At 63.5% G+C, this 17659-nt stretch carries 16 protein-coding genes; 9 read left to right on the forward strand and 7 right to left on the reverse strand.

Annotated features, from left to right (window positions below):
• Positions 1-106: 106 nt before the first annotated feature.
• Complete coding sequence (locus BUE09_RS02925; RefSeq protein ID WP_073299206.1) at positions 107-1495, forward strand: uracil-xanthine permease family protein; 1389 nt, start codon at positions 107-109, stop codon at positions 1493-1495.
• Here the strand turns inward: BUE09_RS02925 and BUE09_RS02930 are convergent, their stop codons facing one another.
• Entirely contained in the window at positions 1496-2614 is a 1119-nt protein-coding gene (locus BUE09_RS02930) for an NAD(P)/FAD-dependent oxidoreductase (protein ID WP_073299207.1), read from the reverse strand. It abuts the gene before it with no gap.
• Positions 2615-2718: 104 nt separating this feature from the next.
• Between BUE09_RS02930 and BUE09_RS02935 the strand changes: the two genes are divergently transcribed.
• Complete coding sequence (locus tag BUE09_RS02935) at positions 2719-3174, forward strand: metallophosphoesterase family protein (protein WP_073299208.1); 456 nt, start codon at positions 2719-2721, stop codon at positions 3172-3174.
• 112 nt (positions 3175-3286) lie between these two features.
• Here BUE09_RS02935 and BUE09_RS02940 read toward each other — a convergent pair whose 3' ends face one another.
• Positions 3287-3994, reverse strand: coding sequence for a YitT family protein (locus BUE09_RS02940; protein ID WP_231975546.1), 708 nt, complete (start codon positions 3992-3994; stop codon positions 3287-3289).
• A 92-nt stretch (positions 3995-4086) separates the two neighbouring features.
• Entirely contained in the window at positions 4087-4602 is a 516-nt protein-coding gene (locus tag BUE09_RS02945; RefSeq protein WP_073299209.1) for a dihydrofolate reductase, read from the reverse strand.
• Positions 4603-4756: 154 nt separating this feature from the next.
• Here BUE09_RS02945 and BUE09_RS02950 point away from each other — a divergent pair, with 154 nt between their 5' ends.
• Positions 4757-5869, forward strand: a complete 1113-nt coding sequence (locus BUE09_RS02950) for a glycerophosphodiester phosphodiesterase (RefSeq protein ID WP_073299210.1) — start codon at positions 4757-4759, stop codon at positions 5867-5869.
• Between the two features lie 87 nt (positions 5870-5956).
• On the opposite strand, the gene BUE09_RS02955 is transcribed toward BUE09_RS02950, so the two are convergent.
• Positions 5957-7147, reverse strand: a complete 1191-nt coding sequence (locus tag BUE09_RS02955) for a CaiB/BaiF CoA transferase family protein (RefSeq protein ID WP_073299211.1) — start codon at positions 7145-7147, stop codon at positions 5957-5959.
• Positions 7148-7361: 214 nt separating this feature from the next.
• Between BUE09_RS02955 and BUE09_RS02960 the strand changes: the two genes are divergently transcribed.
• From BUE09_RS02960 to BUE09_RS02985, 5 genes are all read left to right on the forward strand, one after another.
• Positions 7362-8339 carry a Bug family tripartite tricarboxylate transporter substrate binding protein gene (locus BUE09_RS02960; RefSeq protein ID WP_143164611.1) on the forward strand — a complete coding sequence of 326 codons (978 nt, stop codon included), beginning with the start codon at positions 7362-7364 and terminating at the stop codon, positions 8337-8339.
• 13 nt (positions 8340-8352) lie between these two features.
• Entirely contained in the window at positions 8353-8853 is a 501-nt protein-coding gene (locus tag BUE09_RS02965; protein ID WP_073299212.1) for a tripartite tricarboxylate transporter TctB family protein, read from the forward strand.
• A 24-nt stretch (positions 8854-8877) separates the two neighbouring features.
• A complete protein-coding gene (locus BUE09_RS02970; protein ID WP_073299213.1) occupies positions 8878-10356 on the forward strand; it encodes a tripartite tricarboxylate transporter permease in 1479 nt (492 codons plus the stop codon).
• 62 nt (positions 10357-10418) lie between these two features.
• On the forward strand, positions 10419-11813 hold the full coding sequence (locus BUE09_RS02975) for a DUF2868 domain-containing protein (RefSeq protein WP_073299214.1): 1395 nt from the start codon (positions 10419-10421) through the stop codon (positions 11811-11813).
• A gap of 324 nt (positions 11814-12137) precedes the next feature.
• Positions 12138-13511: a GTPase/DUF3482 domain-containing protein gene (locus BUE09_RS02985; RefSeq protein WP_073299216.1), complete on the forward strand. Its 1374-nt coding sequence runs from the start codon at positions 12138-12140 to the stop codon at positions 13509-13511.
• Positions 13512-13653: 142 nt separating this feature from the next.
• Here the strand turns inward: BUE09_RS02985 and BUE09_RS02990 are convergent, their stop codons facing one another.
• Positions 13654-14601 (reverse strand): DMT family transporter, encoded by a 948-nt coding sequence (locus BUE09_RS02990; protein ID WP_073299217.1) that lies wholly within the window; start codon positions 14599-14601, stop codon positions 13654-13656.
• Between the two features lie 79 nt (positions 14602-14680).
• On the opposite strand from BUE09_RS02990, the gene BUE09_RS02995 reads away from it, so the two are divergent.
• Positions 14681-15595: a LysR family transcriptional regulator gene (locus BUE09_RS02995; protein ID WP_073299218.1), complete on the forward strand. Its 915-nt coding sequence runs from the start codon at positions 14681-14683 to the stop codon at positions 15593-15595.
• 186 nt (positions 15596-15781) lie between these two features.
• On the opposite strand, the gene phoU is transcribed toward BUE09_RS02995, so the two are convergent.
• Both phoU and pstB read right to left on the reverse strand, forming a co-directional pair.
• Positions 15782-16507 carry a phosphate signaling complex protein PhoU gene (gene phoU / locus BUE09_RS03000; RefSeq protein WP_073299219.1) on the reverse strand — a complete coding sequence of 242 codons (726 nt, stop codon included), beginning with the start codon at positions 16505-16507 and terminating at the stop codon, positions 15782-15784.
• A 303-nt stretch (positions 16508-16810) separates the two neighbouring features.
• On the reverse strand, positions 16811-17641 hold the full coding sequence (pstB, locus tag BUE09_RS03005; protein WP_073299220.1) for a phosphate ABC transporter ATP-binding protein PstB: 831 nt from the start codon (positions 17639-17641) through the stop codon (positions 16811-16813).
• Positions 17642-17659: the final 18 nt, after the last annotated feature.

Here is a 17659-nt window from a genome sequence, read left to right on the forward strand (position 1 = left end):
CAATCGTTGATCATTGAATGGGTGGCCGCCTCGCCAGCCGACCGGTTCAGCTGTGCGTTATCGTCGACGCGACGTAGAATCGCGCTCTTTTTTTATGGAGCCTGCCATGAGCGCGCTGAAGTCTTCCCCTGACGAGTTGCGTAACGATCTGGTCTACGGCCTCGACGACCGGCCCCGTCTCTGGATCGCCTTTCTTGCTGCCCTGCAGCATCTGCTGGCGATCATCGTGCCGATCGTCACGCCCGGGTTGCTGATCTGCCAGGCCATCGGCGTATCGCCACGCGACACCAACATCATCGTCTCGATGTCCCTCGTGATTTCCGGCATCGCCACCTTCGTCCAGTGCAAGCGCTTCGGCCCGCTCGGTGCGGGGCTGCTGATTGTGCAGGGCACCAGTTTCAACTTCGTCGGCCCGCTGATCGCCGGCGGCGTGTTGATGGTCAAGCAAGGCACGCCGGTCGAAGGCGTTATGGCGGCCATCTTCGGCGTGGTGATTGCCGGTTCCTTTATCGAGATGGGCGTCTCGCGCGTACTGCCGTTCATCAAGCGGCTGATCACGCCGCTGGTGACCGGCATCGTCGTGCTGATGATCGGCCTGACGCTGATCAAGGTCGGTCTGATCAGCATGGGCGGTGGTTACGCGGCCATGGGCGACGGGACCTTTGCCAGCCGCGAAAACCTGCTGCTGTCCGGTGTGGTGCTGGGCGCCATCGTCGTACTGAACCGCCTGCCGGTGCAGTGGATGCGCAGCTGCGCGATCATCATTGCGCTGGCCATCGGTTATGCGCTGTCCGCCTACCTGGGACGTCTGGACTTCACCGGCATGCGCGAAGCCGAGCTGTTCGAGGTGCCGATGCCGTTGCACTTCGGCCTAGGCTTCTCCTGGAGCCTGTTCATTCCGATGGTAGTGATCTATCTGGTCACCTCGCTCGAAGCCATCGGCGACATCACCGCCACCAGCAAGCTCTCGCGCCAACCGGTGGAAGGCCCGCGGTGGATGCAGCGGATCAAGGGCGGCGTGCTGGTCAACGGTGCCAACTCCCTGCTGGCGGGTTTCTTCAACACCTTCCCCAGCTCGGTGTTCGCGCAGAACAACGGCATCATCCAGCTCACCGGGATCGCCAGCCGCTACGTCGGCATGTGGATCGCCGTCATGCTGGTGATCCTCGGACTATTCCCGGCGGTCGCAGGCGTGCTTCAGGCGGTGCCCGAGCCGGTGCTGGGCGGTGCCGCGATCGTGATGTTCGGTGCAGTGGCGGCCGCGGGCATCAACATTCTCGCGGGCATCAAGCTGGACCGCCGCGCGCTGTTGATCATCTCGGTCTCGCTGGCACTGGGCCTGGGCTTTTCTCAGGTGCCGGAGTTCCTTGCCAATCTGCCGGTAGCGCTGCGCAACGTGCTGGAGTCGGGCGTAGCCACCGGCGGTATCTGCGCATTGGTAATGAACTGGTTCCTGCCCGAGTCGCCCGCAGGCTCGGAGCAGGATCCAGCCTGATCAGCCGATTCGAGCGCCTTGGGCGAGCCGCTGACAGACCTCATCGGCAATCGCCAGGGCCGCGGTAAGTCCGGGCGATTCGATGCCGAACAGATTCACCAACCCAGCGATACCGTGCTCCGCAGGCCCATCGATGCGGAAGTCCGCCGTCGGCTCACCGGGGCCGCTGATCTTCGGGCGAATGCCGGTGTACGCCGGTTGTAACGCACCATCGGGCAATCCCGGCCAGTAACGGCGGATGGCGGCGTAGAAACCATCCGCGCGGCTCTCATTCATCGTGTAATCGAGGCGCTCGACCCACTCCACGTCCGGGCCGAAACGCGCCTGCCCGCCAAGATCCAGGGTCAGGTGGACACCCAGCCCGCCGGGCTCGGGAAGCGGATAGACCAAGTGCCGGAACGGCGTCGCCGCCGCCAGGCTGAAGTAGCTACCCTTGGCGAAATAGCGCGGCGGCACCGATTCAGCGGTTAGCCCCGCCGTGCGCGCGGCGATCTCTGGCGCGACATGGCCGGCACAGTTGATGACGCCGCTGGCCAGCAGCGTCATCGGCGTTTCACCGCCCACCTCGACACACAACCCCGCGTCGGTCACCTCAATGGACGCTACCGGCGCATGCAACGCCAGCAACGCACCCGCGGCCTCGGCATCCCCTTGTAGCGCCAGCATCAGCCCATGGCTGTCGACAATGCCGGTACTGGGCGACAACAGACCGGCCAGAGCATTGAGTTGCGGCTCCAGCGCCTTCACTTCATCGCCATCGAGCCGCTGCAGATCGTTGACACCGTTAGCGATGGCGTGAGCCTGTAGCGCGTCGAGCCCCGCCAATTGGGATTCATCGGTGGCGACGATCAGCTTGCCGCAGCGCCGGTAAGGGACGCCGTGACTGTCGCAGAATGCATAGAGCGCATCGCGCCCGGCCACGCACAGCCGCGCCTTCAACGAGCCTTGCGGATAATAGATGCCGGCATGAATGGCCTCACTGTTGCGCGAACTGGTGCCCGTGCCAATGGCCGCTTCGGCTTCCAGTATCACCACCTCGCGTCCGGCCTGGGCCAGTGCCCGCGCGACCGCAAGCCCCACCACACCGCCGCCGATGACCACGCAATCGACCTGCTCCATTCCTGTTCCCCTGCAATTAGGCGAGCGCCAGACTGCCGCAAGATCGAACCGCGGCCAAGCCTCGCTTGCCCAACAGCCATACACACATGAAAACGGGAGCCACCATGCGCATCGGCATCATCTCCGACACCCACGGCTTGCTGCGCCCCGAAGCGCTCGCCGCGCTGCAGGGTTGCGAGCGGATCATCCATGCCGGCGACATCGGTAAACCACAGGTACTGGACGCGTTAAGAGCACTGGCGCCGCTCGAGGTGATACGTGGAAATGTCGACAGCGGCGACTGGGCTGCTGCGATTCCGGAGCATCTCGACCTGCAGATCGGCGGGCTGCGCATTTACGTCACTCATGACGTTAAGACGATAGGCATCGACCCGATTGCAGAGCAGGTCGACGTGGTGATTGCCGGCCATTCGCACCAACCCAAGATCGAGCAGGTCAACGGCGTGCTCTACCTCAACCCGGGCAGTGCCGGCCGTCGACGCTTCACGCTGCCGATCAGCCTGGCTTTACTCGACATCGAAGACGGCCAGCCACGCGCGCAGCTGGTTACGCTGGGTTGAGCAGTGAAGCGTCGCGCGCTCCTTAGGATGGGTTAGGCCTGCGAACCCATCGCGCTTGGCGCATGCTCCTGATGGGTTTCGCTTCGCTTAACGTCATCCTGCGCGAATAGGCCTAGCTCACGCCCATGTAGCGGTCGGTGCGGTGATTGATCGCCAGTACCAGATTTAGCGCCACGGCACCCAGCACCGACAGCGCAACCTTTTCCGGCGGCACGATGAACACCGCCGTCAGCACGATCAACGCATCGATGCCCATCTGGAAGGTCCCGGCGCGCAGACCGACGCGCTCCTGCAGGAACAGCGCAAGGATGTTCACGCCACCGAGGCTGGCGCGATGGCGGAACAGCATCAGCAAGCCGATGCCCATGGCAACACCACCGAACAGCGCCGCGTAATAGATGTTCAGGTCGGCAAAGCGCACCCAATGCGGCGTCAGTTCGGCCAGCAGCGACACCAACCCCACCGCGATCACGGTGCGCAGCGTGAAGCTCCAACCCATGCGCCAGATGGCCAGCAGGTAGAACGGAACGTTAAGGATGAAGAACACCAGCCCAAAGGGCCACCCGGCGAAATACTTCAGCAGGAAGGCCAGACCGACCGTGCCGCCCGTAAGTAGCCCTGCGTGACTGTAAAAGGCGATGCCCAACGCCACCATAGCGGTGCCCAGGAGCAGCGCAAGCGCATCCTCCCAAAGCGGGTGGCGGACGAATAACGCTGCAATGGTTTCCGCCTGGCCGCTGTTTGCGCGTTCTGCCTCATGCGGCCTGGCGTCCGCGTGCGCTTGGCCACGTTGCGCAGCGCTCAGCTTGTCGTTCTGCATGAAAGGTGTCTCGTGAAAGCGGAGGGACAGCATAGAAGCTGACGCCAGGCGAAGACTTGGCGTCGGTCAAGGAAAACCCAGGGGTTTTCGGCTCAGCGCCGCTGCCAGATCTCGAAGCGGTAAGCCGGCGCTTCACCTTCGGCAGGATGTGGCTGGTTGTCGATGCGCTCCCATTCGGCTTCGTCATAGGCCGGGAAGAAGGCATCACCCGCGGGATTGGCTTCGATGCGGGTGAGATAGAGCCGCTGCGCCTGACTCAGTGCCTGGCTATAGAGTTGCGCGCCGCCGATGAGCATCAGCTCGCCGACGCCCTGCTCGCGCGCCCATTGCTCGGCGCGCACCAGTGCAGCGTCCAGCGTGGTGAAGGTTTCGGCACCTTCGAGGTGCAGATCGGGCTGACGGCTGACCACCAGATTCAAGCGGCCCGGCAGTGGTCGGCCCAGCGAATCCCAGGTCTTGCGACCCATGATGATCGGCTTGCCCAGGGTCATGGCCTTGAAGTGTTTGAGATCTGCAGGCAAATGCCACGGCATGATGTTGTCACGGCCGATCACATGCTGCTCCGCGAGCGCGGCGATCATAGCGAGGGGAATTTGAAACTGGGTCATGGCCGCGAGGATATCAGAGGGCGGTGTAGGACGGTAAGCGCCGCCAGATACACGTCAACATCATCAAACGGTCATATCCGGTTTATCGAAGCGTCAAGCTGACGTCATTGATAGGCTTCAGGCTAACTGCTCCCCTTCCATGGAGACGCCCGCAATGGCCCGCCACAGCCGCCCTACCCTGCGCCACCTGTTGACCGCCTGCAGCTTGCTGCTGCCAATCGCTGCGTTTGCCGCCACGCCCGACGCCTCGGTCGCCGCCAAGAACGGCCGTGAAGAGCCTCATCCGCTGGTCATCGCCCACCGCGGCGCCAGTGGCTACGTGCCAGAGCACACCCTTGCCTCTTACGCGCTGGCCATTCTGCAGGGCGCCGACTATGTCGAGCCGGATCTCGTCATGACCCGTGACGGCGAGCTGGTTGCCCGTCACGACAACGAGCTGGGGCTGACCACCGATGTGTCGCAGCACCCCGAGTTCGCAGACCGCAAGCGCACGCAGATGGTCGACGGCGTAGAGCTAACCGGCTGGTTCAGCGAGGACTTCACGCTGGCCGAACTGAAAACGCTGCGTGCCATCGAGCGCATCCCGACGATTCGCCCGGGTAACGCGCGGCTCGACGACAGCCTGGAAATCCCGACGCTGCAGGAGATCATCGATCTGGTGAAGACCCTGCAGCTGAGCGAGCGCCGCCGCATCGGTCTGTACCCGGAAACCAAGCACCCGACGCACTTCCAGCAGCTCGGCCTGGCCATGGAGAAGCCGCTGGTGCGCGTGCTCCACCGCAACGGCTACGCAAGCCGTAATGCGCCGGTGTACATCCAGTCGTTCGAAGTCGAGAACCTGAAAACCCTGAGCCGCATGACTCAGCTGCGCCTGGTGCAGTTGTTCAGCAGCGGACAGCCCTACGATCAACAGGTACGCGGCAGCAAACTGACCTACGCACAGATGGCGACCGCCGAAGGCCTTAAGGCGATCTCGCGCTACGCCGCGGGTGTCGGTCCGGAAAAGAGCTACATCATTCCGCGTGACGCCAACGGCAATCTCGCCCAGCCCACCGACTTTGTGCCGAACGCCCACGCCGCTGGCCTGAAGGTGCACCCGTACACCTTCCGCGCCGAGAACGTGTTCCTCCCGACCAATCTGCGCAACGGCGACTCCCCAGCCGAGCGCGGCGATATCGAAGCTGACATACAGGCCTTCCTCGACGCCGGCATCGACGGGCTGTTCATCGATCAGCCGGACATTGCGGTAAAAGTGCGCGGGCAGTAATACCCAGCGCTACCCCGCCCGGCCAGGATGGCCGGGCATTCTTACGTCCGGATTGTCATGCCAAGTGATCGGCGCTGAGCGGGCGAGTCAGCCGATAACGCCCGTCTGGTGCAGCTCGGCCAGTTCCGCTTCGCTTTTGCCGAGCACACGGGTGAGCACGCTATCGGTGTGCTGACCGTGCAGCGGCGGCGCCTTGGCGACAACCGTTGGCGTACGCGAGAAGCGCAGCGGGCTGCGCACCATGCGCACTTCCCCGGCGACCGGATGCTCGGCGCTGACGACGAGGTTGCGATAGCCCGCCGTTTCCGACTCCAGCGCCTGAGCGACATCCTTCACTTCACCGACCGGAATCGCCTGCGCGCGCAATGCGCCGATCAACGCCTCGTTGTTCCAGCCCGCAAACGCGTCCTGCAGTATCGGGAGCAACACCTCACGGTTCTCCGTGCGGCCCTTGTTCTGGGCGAAGCGCGGATCGCTGTGGAGCTCCGGACGCTTGAGCACGTCCAGACACAGGCGGCGATACTGCTCGTCGTTGCCCACGGCCAAGGCGATGCTGCCATCGGCGGTGTTGAACAGCTGGTAGGGCACGATGCTGGCGTGAGCATTGCCGTAGCGTTGCGGCACCTTACCCGTGTTGAGGTAGCCGGACGCGACATTGGCCAGGAAGTGCAGCGCACTGTCGGACAGCGCGATATCCGCCGACTGACCGAGCCCGGACTTCTCGCGCTCGAACAGCGCCGCCAGAATGCCCTGAACTGCATTCATGCCCGTGACCAGATCGATGAAAGCCACGCCCAGGCGCATGGGCTCGCCCTTCTTCTCGCCCGTGATCGACATGAAGCCGCTCTCGGCCTGAATGATGAAGTCGTAGCCGGGACGGTTCTCCATCGGGTTACCGCGGCCGTAGCCGGTAATCGAGCAATGGATCAGTCGTGGATTGACCGCTGCCAGCGTCTCGTAATCCAGCCCGAGGCGCTTGAGGCTCGCCGGCAGGAAGTTTTCAACCACGACGTCGGCCTGCGCGGCCAGATCGAGGATCAACTGGCGGCCCTCGGGCTTGCGCATATCCACCGCCAGGCTCTGCTTGTTGCGGTTGGCACTGAGGTAGTAGGTGGAAATCCCAGCCTTGGCCGGCGGCATCCAGCTGCGGGTGTCATCACCCTCCAGACTTTCGATCTTCCACACCTCGGCGCCGAGGTCGGCCAGCGCCATGGTCGACCAGGGCCCGGCGAGAATCCGCGTCAGGTCCAATACCTTGATGCCTTGCAGAACGCTCATCGCTCCTCCTTTTTATTAACTGAATGATCGATGGAATCGAAACTGGCGCACGCGGGTCGAAACCACAACAGATGGCCCGCAAACATCTGTGCGATTACCGAACCGGTTTTTCGTTCAGCATGGGTTAGCCCGCGTTCGATCCTTTAAGGTGTCGGGGTCGTCTGGATGCCGACCGGCTGCATCGCCTCAACAATTACAAGAAGAGAACATCGCCATGCCCCTGACTATGAAGCGCACCTTCAGCCTGCTCCTGCTGGCCGCCACACTCCCCCTCGCCTCGCTGACCCAGGCTGCCGAATGGCCGACCGACACCGTCCGCCTAGTGGTGCCTTATGCGCCCGGCGGTACGACGGACGTGCTGTCACGCAAAGTCGCGGACCTCTTGCAGCAACAGATCGGCACGGTGGTCGTCGAAAACCGTCCGGGCGCTGGCTCGACCATGGCCACCGGACAACTGGCCCGCGGCGGGCGTGGCGCGGATCACACCATTCTGATGGCCTCTCCCGGGCATACCATCGGCCCGGTGATCTACAAGAAGTTGCCCTACGAGCCGGTGAAGGACTTCAAATTCATCCGCAACATCATCGAAATCCCCAACGTGATGGTGGTGCCGGCCGACAGCCCGTACAACTCGGTAGAAGAATTCATCGAGGCGGCCAAGACCAAGGAGATGACTTTCAGCTCCGCCGGCATCGGCAGTTCGATCCATATGTCCGGCGAGCTGTTCAAAACCATGACCGGCACCCAGATGACTCACGTGCCCTTCCGCGGAAGCGGCGAAGCACTGCCTGCACTGCTCAGCGGTGACGTCGATGTCTCTTTCGAAAACATGCCGACCGTGCTCTCGCACATTCAGTCCGGCAAGCTCAAGGCGCTGGCCGTCACCTCCAAAGAGGCCTCTCCGTACCTGCCGAATGTCGAGCCGCTGTCGAAGATCGGCGCGGACCAGGGCCTGGGTGATTTCGTCACCACCGCCTGGTTCGGATTGATCGCTGATGACCAGATGCCCGACCAGGCCGTCCAGACGCTGCAGACCGCACTGGACAAAGTCATGGAGGATCAGAGCTTCAAGGACTTCGCCGCACAGATCGGTGGCGAGCCGGCGACCGAGGAAGGCGATGATTTCCGTGACTACGTCGCCGAGGACGTTCAGCGCTGGCAGCGTGTAGCCGGTCAGGCCGAGCTGAACTGATCGGAGGCACGTGATGAGCACCGATGCTGCGGTGAACCGCCCGCGCTGGGCCAATCTCAACACTTGGCTGGGCGCGTTCTGGCTGATCGCGGCGCTGGTGTTTCTGTTCTACCTGGTGCCGAATCATATCGACGAAGCCCCGATGGTCGACAACCCCATGCAGTCGCCACGCTGGCTTCCCAGCGTGGCGGGCTGGCTGATCGCGGCGTTGTCGCTGGCATTGATCGTTGAAGGCTGCTTGCGGCCGCCGACCCGGTCCTCAGCCGTCGAATCCGAACGTGCGCCGGCCCGGCGCTGGCTGCTGATGTTAGCCGGGCTGGGCGCCTATTGGCTGCTGTTCGATCTGCTCGGTGCCATAGCCGCCGGCATACTCGGCACGCTGCTGCTGTTTGCCGCTCATCCGGTGCGCAAGCCCTGGCTCTATCTGCTGGCGATCGCCTTGCCCTGGCTGGTAAGCCTGCTGTTCATCCACGTACTGAATGTCCCGCTGCCCTCCGGCACGCTATGGAACTGACGGCGCCCTTACGCGAGTAACCGAATGGAAGGTTTTTCCGAAGTCCTGGACTTGTTTCTCAGCGTCGACAATTTCATCGCCATCTTCATCGGCGTGTTGATTGGGGTAGTCATCGGCGCGATTCCCGGCCTTACCGCGACCATGGCCGTGGCGCTGGCCTTGCCTTTCACTTTCTCGCTGGAGCCGGTAACGGCGATCCTGCTGCTGGTGGGCATCTACAAGGGCGGCATGTACGGCGGCTCGATCACCGCTATCCTGATTCACACGCCCGGTTCGCCGGCCGCCGCCTGCACACTGCTCGACGGCTATCCGTTGACGCAACAGGGCAAGGCGAAGAAGGCGCTGCAGATGGCGCTCTACTCGTCATGCATCGCCGATGTGTTATCGAACCTGGCGCTGATCCTGTTCGCCTCCTACCTGGCCAAGGTCGCGCTCAATTTCGGGCCGCCAGAGTTCTTTTGGCTGATCTGCTTTTCGCTGACCATCATCGTCTCCATCGCAGGCGACTCTCCGGTCAAGGGTCTGATCGCTGCCAGCTTCGGCGTCATCGTGTCCATGATCGGCATGGATGCGGTATACGGCAGCCAACGCCTGACGTTCGATAACTACAACCTGATGGACCGGGTCTCCTTCGTGCCGTTGCTGATCGGCCTGTTCGCGATCCCCGAAGTGATCGATTTCTACCTGAAGAAGGCCGGCCCGCATATCCGCGCCGCCTCCAGCGGGGCTGGTCTGACGCTTGGTGAACTCAAATCCAGCCTCGTCACCATCGTGCGCGGCTCCTTTATCGGCGTGATCATCGGCGCCATTCCAGGCGCCGGCGCCACCGCGGCGTCTTTCATCTCCTATAGCGAAGCCAAACGGCGCTCGGCCAACCGGGCGAACTTCGGCAAAGGCGAACTCGAAGGCGTCGCAGCCGCCGAGTCAGGCAACAACGGCGTAGCGGGCGCAACCCTCATTCCGCTGCTGTCGCTGGGCATCCCGGGTGACGTGATCACCGCGATCATCCTCGGCGCGTTCATGATCCATGGGCTGACGCCCGGCCCGGTGCTGTTCCAGGAGAACCTGACGCTGATCTACGCGCTGTTCTGCGGGATCATGCTGAGCTCGGCGGTGCTGCTTTTCGTCGGCCACGGCGTGATCAAGTATTTCTCACTGATCGCCGAGATCCCCAAAGCCATCCTGCTCCCCATCGTGCTGATGTTCTGCGTCTACGGTGCCTTTGCTGTGAACAATAGCCTGTTCGACATTGGCCTGATGCTGCTCTTCGGCGTGATCGGCTATCTGTTCAACCGTACCGGGTTCGCCACAGCGCCCTTCCTCCTCGGCTTTATTCTCGGGCCAATGTTTGAGGACAACCTCAGGCGCACGCTGCTGATCGGCCGCGGCGACCCCATGATTTTCTTCCGCGGGCCGATTACCTGGATCTTCATCGCGCTCACCGGCTTGTCGCTTTTCTTCGCCGTTCGGCGTTATTGGCAGGAGCGAATCCGGGCTCGTTGACCATTTCACCCTTGTGACCGGCAGCGGTTATCCTCAGGGCGAGCTCTTCTACGAGAAACCGTGTGCCTGCACCTCTCCCAGCCTCACCGAATCCCCTCGACCGCCTCTGGCTGACCGAAGCCGTGCGTCTGCGGGAAGAACATGCCGGCCCGCTCGATGATGCCGAGGCCAACCGGCAAGCCCGTGTACAAGGGGGGGCACTGCCAGACCTGATCGAACATCGGGCGCTGTGGCTGGCGCGCCGCGACGGGCTGTTCGACGCGCTGCGTCATTGGCGGCAGGGCGCGAAGCTGGCCGGTTATGCGCTGATGCTACTGGCGCTGGTTACCGGGGCCGGATTGGCGCTGGCGACGCTGGGTGACGGAATACGGCCGGTCAATGTGTTCTGGGCGCTGGGCAGCCTGCTCGGGCTGAATCTACTGACGCTGCTGGGTTGGTTGCTGGGCTTTCTCTTCGCGGGCGACGCCGGCGGTGCATTGGGTCGGTTGTGGCTCTGGCTCAGCGAAAAGCTGGCCCGCGACGCCCGCGCGGTGCAGTTGGCGCCGGCCCTGTTGACGGTGCTGGAACAGCGACGGCTCGGACGCTGGCTCTTGGGGCTGGGCGTGCACGGCTTATGGCTGGTTGCCATGAGCAGCGCCCTGGTGACGCTGCTCGCGCTGCTCGCCACGCGACGTTACGGCTTCGTCTGGGAAACCACCATTCTCGGTGAAGGTGCGTTTGTCAGCCTGACGCAGGCGCTCGGCGTGCTGCCGTCGCTACTGGGTTTCAGTGTGCCGGACATGGCGCAGATCCGCGCCAGCGGTGATCTGGCCAACGGAGTAGAAAGCGCGCGTCAAAGCTGGGCGGGCTGGCTGGTTGGCGTGGTGCTGATCTACGGCCTGCTGCCGCGCCTGCTGCTGGCATTGCTCTGCCTGTGGCGTTGGCGACGTGGGCGGGCACAGCTGCGGCTCGACCTGCAACTACCGGCCTACCGCCTATTACGCGAACGTCTGCAACCATCGAGCGAGCGCCTCGGTGTCAGCGACGCAGCGCCGGCCCAGCTGCATGCGCCAAGCGCCGGCGCCCAACTGGACGGCAGCGAGGGCGCCGTGCTGGTCGCCATCGAACTGGACCAGAGCCAACCGTGGCCGCCAAAGCTGCCAAAAACCGTTGCTGATGCGGGCGTACTGGATGACCGCGAGCAACGTCGGCGACTGCTCGAGCAGCTGACCCGCTTCCCACCGCAACGCCTGGCCATCGCCTGCGATCCGCGTCGTTCGCCGGACCGCGGCACCCTGGCCCTGATCGGTGAGCTGAGCCGTTGCGCGGCCCAGAGCCGCGTCTGGCTGCTGCAACCTCCGGCTGGCGAAGCGCTGGATAGTCATCGGTTGCAAGATTGGCATCAGGCGCTCGATAGCCTCGGTCTACCTCATTCGGGCAGCGCACCCATGACTTGGTTGGAGACTGGCCATGATTGAGTACGCGGGCAACACGCTCCAGACCGTGAGCTGCATGGGAATCATCCGTAGGGTGGATGACGCTCTTTTCATCCACCGAAATGGCGGCCTGCCCGAAGGTGGATGGGTAAAGTGCCATCCACCCTACGCGGCCGGAGCGACCCCTGCGGAGCAAATCCGCTCACCCATCGCAGGGCGGGTGAAATTCGCTGATTGGGAGCTTTCGCTAGACAATCCTGGCGAGGAGCACTCGCTCCACTGCCGTGCAAACCATTACGCAGGTTGCAACCGCAGGGTGGCGGAAAACCAGACGAGACTTATCAAAACGCCCGGAAGACCACGCCCATGAGCGCGCCCCTGAAACTCGCGCTGGTCGGTCACACCAATGTCGGCAAGACCTCGCTGCTGCGCACCCTGACCCGCGACGTCAGCTTCGGTGAGGTGTCGCATCGGCCGAGTACCACCCGCCACGTCGAAGGCGCGCGGCTATCCGTCGACGGCGAACCGCTACTGGAGCTCTACGACACGCCCGGCCTGGAGGACGCCATCGCTCTGCTCGATCATCTCGAGCGGATCGAACGCCCCGGCGAGCGCCTCGACGGGCCCGCCCGCACCGCCCGTTTCCTCGATGGCAGCGAGGCGCGCCAGCGCTTCGAACAGGAGGCCAAGGTATTGCGCCAACTGCTGGCCAGCGATGCCGGGCTATACGTGATCGATGCCCGCGAACCGGTGCTCGCGAAATACAAGGATGAGCTGGCGGTGCTGGCCGGCTGTGGCAAGCCGCTGTTGCCGGTGCTCAACTTCGTCGCGCAAACCGGACACCGCGAAGAGCAATGGCGCGAAGCGCTGGCGCGGCTGGGACTGCATGCGCTGGTGCGCTTCGACAGCGTGGCACCACCGATCGATGGCGAGCGTCGACTGTATGAAAGCCTGGCGCTGCTACTGGAACAATCGCGGCCCAAACTGCAGCGGCTGATCGACGACCACGAAGCCCAGGCAGCCGCGCGGCTGAGCGAAGGCAACCGGCTGATCGCCGAGCTGCTGGTCGATGTGGCCGCCTGCCGCCGCAGCGTTGCGGCGCAGTCAGACCTGGAGCGCGGCGCCATCCGTGAACTGCACGACGCCGTGCGTTCCCGCGAGCAACGCTGCGTCGAAGCATTACTGCGGCTATACGGCTTCCGCCCCCAGGATGCGGCGGCTGCCGATTTGCCTCTGCTCGACGGCCGCTGGGGTGATGACCTGTTTAATCCCGAAACGCTCAAGGAGCTGGGGGTCAAGATCGGCGGTGGGATGGCGGCCGGCGCGGCCGCCGGTGCTGGGGTCGACCTCATGGTTGGCGGCATCACCCTGGGCGCGGCCGCACTGCTGGGCGCACTTGCCGGCGGCGGCGCGCAAACGGCAAGACACTATGGCAATCGCCTGCTGGGCAAGCTCAAGGGGCAACGCGAACTCACCGTCGACGATGCCGTGCTGCGCCTGCTCGCGCTTCGTCAGCGACAGCTGCTGGTCGCCCTCGCCGCCCGTGGGCATGCCGCGATGGAGGCGATCCGTCTCGTTGCACCGGACGACAAGACGTGGCGCGAAGGCAAGCTGCCCGAGGCCTTGCATCGTTGCCGCGCCCATCCGGAATGGTCTTCTCTGAACCCCGGTGCGCGGCTGGAGCAGGCCGAACGGCAGCAGCAACTCGCTGAGCTGATCCAGAGTCTTCAGCGCAGCTAAGCCGCTGCGGCAGTCCCTGATGCGCGGAGGAGCCTTGGGGGTTTCTGGTGGGCTGAAGCCCACCCTACATGAAGACACCATGCTCGGCCGTAGGGTGGGCTTCAGCCCACCATAGCGCTACCGCATAGGTGCTTCACCTCCCCTAATGCCTGGACGTTGCCGGGCAGGCAGCCGGCTCCCTGCCCTCACCCACGACTGGCGCCGCCACATCACCGAAACGCAAGGTGCCCAGCGTCGCCAGCATGATCAGCAGGCCGCCGGACCATTCCGTCAGCGTCAACCGCTCCCCCAGCCAGAGCCCGGCGATAATCGCGCCGAACAGCGGCTCGGACCCCATCAACAAAGAAACACGTGTGGCGCTGGTGCGGCCCAGCGCCAGGTTCTGTGCGTAGAGCGCGAACAGCGTGGCGAAGCCCACCAGATAGAGGGTCGCGGCCCAGAATGTGGGGCTCTGCGGCAACGCCGGCATGCCGCCCGGTAACGCCAGGCCCAGTACCAGGCAACCTGACGCCACCACACCACTCTGCACTGCCGTGAGCGCCAATGCTGGAACCTGCAGATCGGCGGTCAGCCGGCGCGTAAAGCAGACCAGCACGGCACGCAGCAGCGCCGCCGCGAGCATCAACCCGTCGCCAAGGTTGAGCGAGATGGCCAACCCTCCCGTCAGCAACCAGACGCCGACCAGCGACAGCCCACAGGCGCCAAACAACAGATTACTCGGGCGCTGGCGCAGCATTGCCCATTCCACAAAAGGCGTGAACACCACGCACAAACTGATAAGAAACGCGGCATTGCTGGCCGTTGTCAGCATCACGCCCCAGGTTTCGCAGAGAAAGATCCCCAGCATTACCCCACCCAGCGGCAAGCCCGGTCGAATCGCGCGTAGCCTTTCTCCGCGCAATTGTGGCAACAGCAATATGAACGTCAGCCCGAAGCGAATCGCCAGAAATCCCAGCACCGGATAGAACCACAGCGCCTGCTTGGCCACTGCGTAGCTGCTGCCCCAGATGATCGCCACCGCTAGCAGCATGGCATCGGCCAGCCAGAGGTTGCCTTGTGCCCCACTTCGCCAGTTGTTCATGCCCTTCATCCCCCAATCCGAACGGGCTGATTGTCCATTGCTACGCGGAGATCGATAATCCACCGACTAGGAAAAGGATTTGTTCAGCATGGGAACGAATGACAAGGCCTCGCTGCTGCCGGGCATGGCGGTTTTTGTGCGAGTGGTTGAAGCCGGAAGCTTTTCCGCAGCGGCCCGGCAGCTGGGCAGCACCGCGTCAGCGGTGAGCCGCCAGGTGGCGCGGCTGGAACAAGCGTTGTCGTTACGGTTGATGGAGCGCACCACGCGACAACTGCGCCTGAACGAAGCCGGTAGCGAGTTTTACGCGCATTGCCGGACGATGCTGGACGCTGCCGACCAGGCACTGGCCGTCGGCGAGCGCCTGATGAGCAGCCCGCGCGGGCTGGTGCGCCTGAGCGTACCCAAGGCTTACGGCAAATTCGTCATCAGCCCCTTGATGCCTGAATTTCTCCGGCGCTACGACGATGTCGATGTGCAGCTGCATATCAGCGATCAGAGCCCGGACCTGATCGAAGAAGGCTTCGACCTGCTGGTCCAGGTGACCAACCAACCGCCCGAAGGGCTGGCCGGCAAGCCACTCGGCCCCGTCCGTCAATTGTTATGTGCCAGCCCGGCCTACCTGCAACAGCACGGCACGCCGCAACACCCCCAGGAGCTGTTGCGGCACAGCTGTTTGTATCTCGGCGAGAACGCGGGCGACAACCGCTGGCACTTCAGCAACGGCGAACAGCAGGAAGTGGTGACGGTGCGCGGTCGCTACATCAGCAACCACAGCGAAGCGCGGCTGGAGGCGGCGCTGGGCGATATCGGAATCACGGTGCTGCCGCAATTCACCGCCGCGCGGGCGCTGGAACAAGGGAGATTAAGCGAGGTGTTGCCGCGATGGCGCTACACCGGATCCTATCAGGGCGCGGCTTGGCTGCTGTGGCGACAGAACCTGCATTTACCGCCCAAACAGCGGGTGCTGATCGATTACCTGAGCGAGACCTTGGCCCCGCGCTGAGCACTCGACAGCGGGCAGGCCCTCGGTGGGCTAAAGCCCACCCTACCGGCGGGGTGGTTGGACTAAGAATGAAGCCGAGCGCCGCGCCCCATCTGTCCTTCTGCAGCCGATAGGCAACCAGCCACTGGCTCACACTCCATGTAGGGTGGGCTTCAGCCCACCAGCCAGGGCCGCCGAGCAATCGAATCAGCTGCGCTTGTTGGCCACTTCCTCGGCCATCCGGGTCAGGCCCAGGTGGCGCACGTCGGTGCCGCGCACCAGGTAGATCACCATTTCAGCGATGTTGCGCGCGTGGTCGCCGATACGTTCCAGCGAGCGCAGCACCCAGATCACGCTGAGCACGCGGGAAATCGAGCGCGGGTCTTCCATCATGTAGGTGACCAGTTCGCGCAGCGCGGTCTTGTACTCGCGATCGACGGTCTTGTCGTACTGCGCCACCGACAGCGCCAGCTCGGCATCGAAGCGGGCAAAGGCGTCCAGCGACTCCTGCACCATCCGACGGACCTGATCACCGATATGGCGGACCTCGACATAGCCGCGCGGCGACTCGCCGTCCTCGCACAGTTCGATGGCGCGACGGGCGATCTTGGTGGCTTCGTCACCGATGCGTTCCAGGTCGATGACCGACTTGGAGATGCTGATGATCAAGCGCAGGTCGGAGGCCGCTGGCTGGCGGCGCGCGAGGATGCGGATGCACTCTTCGTCGATGTCGCGCTCCATGTGGTTGATCTGGTCATCCACGTCGCGCACCTGCTGCGCGAGCCCGGAATCGGCATCGATCAGCGCGGTGACCGCATCATTGACCTGCTTTTCCACCAGGCCACCCATGGCCAGGAGGTGGCTACGAACCTCTTCCAGCTCGGCGTTGAACTGCTGGGAGATGTGTTGCGTGTGGCTGTCTTTGCTGATCATGTGCGAACCCTTGCGAAACGGTTGTTCTCTCGCCGGACGGTCCGGCCTTTGGCAAATCGTGCTGCGCTAGAAGGCGGCGCGCAGACAGTGAGTCCGGTGGGCTGAAGCCCACCCTACGCAGCTGATCATTGCTCTCGCCCCGAGGAGGCTGCCGCTAGGCGGCTCTGGTGCGCAGCGCGCTGGAAATAGTCGAGTTAACGTTGAGGCCCTTGGGAAATCTTCACTGGCGCGGAGGGCGCGCGCTGACAGTACGAGTAGTACGACAAACGCGCCCGACGAAGCCAGAGGAGATTTCCCATGGCATCAACCGTAGCGGCCGGTGATGTAGTCTTCGGTCTGCTTCTTTTCTGGATTGGTGAACAGCGTATCGGTGTCGCCGTACTCGATCAGTTTGCCCATGTACATAAACGCCGTGTAGTCCGATACCCGCGCGGCCTGTTGCATGTTGTGGGTGACGATGACGATGGTGTACTTGGCCTTGAGCTCATAGATCAGCTCTTCGACTTTCAGCGAGGAAATCGGGTCGAGCGCCGAACTGGGCTCGTCGAGCAGCAGCACTTCCGGCTGCACGGCGATGGTGCGGGCAATGACCAGACGCTGCTGCTGACCGCCGGAGAGACCGAGCGCCGATTCGTGCAGGCGATCCTTGACCTCGTCCCACAGCGCCGCGCCCTTGAGCGCCCATTCGACGGTCTCGTCGAGCACGCGCTTCTGCTTGATGCCCTGGATGCGCAGGCCGTAGACGACGTTCTCGTAGATGCTCTTGGGGAACGGATTTGGCTTCTGGAACACCATGCCGACGCGACGACGCAGGTCGGCCACGTCTTCGCCCTTGCGGTAGATGTTATGACCGTCGAGGTTGATGGCGCCTTCGATGCGGCAGCCGTCCACCAGGTCGTTCATGCGGTTGAAGCAGCGCAGCAGGGTCGACTTGCCGCAACCGGATGGGCCAATGAACGCCGTTACGCGCTGACGCGGGATGTTCATGCTGACATTGTAGAGCGCCTGCTTTTCGCCATAGTAGAGGCTCAGGTCAGGCACTTCGATGGCCACGGCTTCGTTGGCCAGGCTCAGCGCGCGCTTGTCGCGACCCAGCGCCGAAATATCGATGGAATGCGTCTTTGCTTGTGACATGAATGTCTCCGTATCGCT

Source organism: Stutzerimonas xanthomarina DSM 18231, assembly GCF_900129835.1.
In the GTDB taxonomy this organism is placed as follows: Bacteria; Pseudomonadota; Gammaproteobacteria; order Pseudomonadales; family Pseudomonadaceae; genus Stutzerimonas; species Stutzerimonas xanthomarina.

Coding starts and splice junctions, on each gene's coding strand:
- BUE09_RS02930 (WP_073299207.1), bottom strand. CDS start 2,614: ATGGAGCAGGTCGATTGCGTGGTCATCGGCGGCGGTGTGGTGGGGCTT.
- BUE09_RS02990 (WP_073299217.1), bottom strand. CDS start 14,601: ATGAAGGGCATGAACAACTGGCGAAGTGGGGCACAAGGCAACCTCTGG.
- BUE09_RS02985 (WP_073299216.1), top strand. CDS start 12,138: ATGAGCGCGCCCCTGAAACTCGCGCTGGTCGGTCACACCAATGTCGGC.
- BUE09_RS02935 (WP_073299208.1), top strand. CDS start 2,719: ATGCGCATCGGCATCATCTCCGACACCCACGGCTTGCTGCGCCCCGAA.
- BUE09_RS02970 (WP_073299213.1), top strand. CDS start 8,878: ATGGAAGGTTTTTCCGAAGTCCTGGACTTGTTTCTCAGCGTCGACAAT.
- pstB (WP_073299220.1), bottom strand. CDS start 17,641: ATGTCACAAGCAAAGACGCATTCCATCGATATTTCGGCGCTGGGTCGC.
- BUE09_RS02945 (WP_073299209.1), bottom strand. CDS start 4,602: ATGACCCAGTTTCAAATTCCCCTCGCTATGATCGCCGCGCTCGCGGAG.
- phoU (WP_073299219.1), bottom strand. CDS start 16,507: ATGATCAGCAAAGACAGCCACACGCAACACATCTCCCAGCAGTTCAAC.
- BUE09_RS02955 (WP_073299211.1), bottom strand. CDS start 7,147: ATGAGCGTTCTGCAAGGCATCAAGGTATTGGACCTGACGCGGATTCTC.
- BUE09_RS02925 (WP_073299206.1), top strand. CDS start 107: ATGAGCGCGCTGAAGTCTTCCCCTGACGAGTTGCGTAACGATCTGGTC.
- BUE09_RS02995 (WP_073299218.1), top strand. CDS start 14,681: ATGGGAACGAATGACAAGGCCTCGCTGCTGCCGGGCATGGCGGTTTTT.
- BUE09_RS02940 (WP_231975546.1), bottom strand. CDS start 3,994: ATGCAGAACGACAAGCTGAGCGCTGCGCAACGTGGCCAAGCGCACGCG.
- BUE09_RS02960 (WP_143164611.1), top strand. CDS start 7,362: ATGCCCCTGACTATGAAGCGCACCTTCAGCCTGCTCCTGCTGGCCGCC.
- BUE09_RS02950 (WP_073299210.1), top strand. CDS start 4,757: ATGGCCCGCCACAGCCGCCCTACCCTGCGCCACCTGTTGACCGCCTGC.
- BUE09_RS02965 (WP_073299212.1), top strand. CDS start 8,353: ATGAGCACCGATGCTGCGGTGAACCGCCCGCGCTGGGCCAATCTCAAC.